The organism is Candidatus Soleaferrea massiliensis AP7 (genome assembly GCF_000820765.1).
Lineage (GTDB): Bacteria > Bacillota > Clostridia > Oscillospirales > Ruminococcaceae > Soleaferrea > Soleaferrea massiliensis.
In genome coordinates this window covers 1-2147 of sequence record NZ_CCYH01000049.1, presented here as the reverse complement: position 1 = coordinate 2147, position 2147 = coordinate 1, and the positions used below count along the sequence as shown (strand labels likewise).

The window sequence follows — 2147 nt, the reverse complement described above, 5'->3', positions numbered from 1 at the left end:
AACCATTAGGGAGACCGCCGTGAGCCTGCACGGTTCACGGCGATTTCTTTAAAAACTCCATGAGATATGGGCCATTAGCTCAGTTGGTTAGAGCAACCGGCTCATAACCGGTTGGTCCGGGGTTCGAGTCCCTGATGGCCCACCAGTTGAAAATTTAGGGGTATAGCTCAGTTGGTAGAGCAGTGGTCTCCAAAACCACGTGCCGAGGGTTCAAGTCCTTCTGCCCCTGCCAAAGATGGCCTGGTAGTTCAGTTGGTTAGAACGCTAGCCTGTCACGCTAGAGGTCGAGGGTTCGAGTCCCTTCCAGGTCGCCATTTTCTTTTGACAATTACATAGTTGCTGCTGTGGCTCAGGAGGCAGAGCACGTCCTTGGTAAGGACGAGGTCACCGGTTCGAATCCGGTCAGCAGCTCCAGGAAATCCGCACGAACACTGCGTTTGTGCGGATTTTTCATGTCCATTTTACTCATCTTCCATTCGAATTTTTACTGCAATAAAATTTAAGATCTTTTTTTATAAAACCGGTAGCACGTGTAAAGGGGATTCCTACGAAACAGGTGAAGCAGAGTATTTTTCTGTTTCTCCTGTCTAAAACAGCCTGCTTTGCAGTACAGCCTTTTGGACAGTATATCGAGCTGCTGACAATTTTATTGGGTTGCAAGAGAATAGATTTATAAAATCAGCTCTTTTTTGTCAGTTTCGGGAGCAGCTGCAGCCTTTGCCACAATAGATAGATTGAAAAAGATTGACATGGCGGGGGGCTCTGTCTGCCTTAAGTACCAAATAAACCCCCCAGTATCAGTTCTATGTTATCTGATACTGGAGGGTTGTGTATTTCCGTCTCTTACTTTACTCAAGATGCGGAAACATCTTCGTCTTTCTCTGAGTTCGGGAAGTCTTTAGACTGAATGCGGATACTGATGTTTTCTTCATAAATACCAATCATCTCATAGGAATCGCTGTACTGAATATTCGAAACAGTATATTCTTCATTTTCACTGTTGCGAGAATAGGTAATTTGCAAAATCCCATCCGTTAAGTAGTGGTACGCCTCATATGAAAGGGTGGGGGGCGGTGTGATTAATTCCTCAACATATTGTTCAGTTTCCTCGTCGTATCTTTGGTTAAGATATGGTTCTTCATCCTGTGGCCGATATACAATGGCCATAGGATCAATTTCTGCTACTTCCTGTAACGCTGACCCCACCTGAATGGTCTCAAAGTCTTTGTGCGACAATTCTTTGCATGAAAACATGGCACGTCCAGTCATCCACCATATTTCGGTTTCATCTTGAACCATAGCATCTTTTTCATGATCAATTTTCTGAAAGAAACAATACATATAACATGGCTGTCCATAAGAGGAAATGCGGTAAACGGCGTAGATCAGTTCGGAATTAATTTTTTGAAGATATTCAACAGGATAATACGCATTCGTAGCGTAAAGGGAACGTGAGATACGATTAAGATTGTACAATTCGCCTGCTGGGGAGATAGCCAGATATTCCAACATATTTTCGTCATAGGTCGTTGTGATTAATTTATCAGCCGACTGCGACCGGGACGCTCTTTCAATCTGCTCCATAAGTGATCCTTCCATCACATAGCCATCCTCATTGATAAATAATTTTTTAATTGGGCTGAAACCGTTGGCTGCATATACGACAAACACCAGGGATAGAGAAACCAATATGCACATGAAAGGAATCATTCGTTTATATCTTTTTTTCATTTTTAAACCTCCTTTCTATGATGATTGATTCGATAACAGACAGTTGTACTGTCATAAAAATATACCTATAGAATTTTTTAGAAATTACTCATTAATTTCATATTATTTTGCATTTATTATACTTCATATATAAAAAAATATCAATTGAATATTACATCTTTTATTTCAAAATACAGCAACAAATATCACACTGATGTATTGGTTGAGAAAAAATAACTTTGGGTATACACATTACATATAACTCCGAAGATTTTACTATTTTTTTCTATACTTCTAAATTACGATATATTTAATTTTTTATTGTTTTGGAAATTGCCGACTTGCCGTTGCAGGAGTATCCTTCGTTTTTATATCAAGAATAAAGTGAAGCAGTAAATGATATAAGAAGAAGGCCTGTTACAAAAAAGAAAGGAACG

General features: G+C 39.8%; 1 protein-coding gene and 4 tRNA genes. 4 read left to right on the top strand and 1 reads right to left on the bottom strand.

All coding sequences use genetic code 11. From position 1 onward, the window contains the following. Positions 1–68: 68 nt before the first annotated feature. The 4 genes from BN348_RS12695 (at position 69) to BN348_RS12680 (ending at position 414) form a co-directional block, all read left to right on the top strand. Positions 69–145 (top strand) — tRNA-Ile (locus tag BN348_RS12695). Positions 146–156: 11 nt separating this feature from the next. Then, a tRNA-Trp gene (locus BN348_RS12690) sits at positions 157–232 on the top strand. A gap of 5 nt (positions 233–237) precedes the next feature. Further along, positions 238–314, top strand: a tRNA-Asp gene (locus tag BN348_RS12685). Between the two features lie 24 nt (positions 315–338). Next, positions 339–414, top strand: a tRNA-Thr gene (locus BN348_RS12680). A 438-nt stretch (positions 415–852) separates the two neighbouring features. On the opposite strand, the gene BN348_RS12675 is transcribed toward BN348_RS12680, so the two are convergent. Next, entirely contained in the window at positions 853–1731 is an 879-nt protein-coding gene (locus BN348_RS12675) for a hypothetical protein (protein ID WP_040198426.1), read from the bottom strand. Positions 1732–2147: the final 416 nt, after the last annotated feature.

What these genes read in the sequence shown, in the direction of transcription:
- BN348_RS12675 (WP_040198426.1), bottom strand. Translation starts at nt 1,731, where the DNA reads ATGAAAAAAAGATATAAACGAATGATTCCTTTCATGTGCATATTGGTT.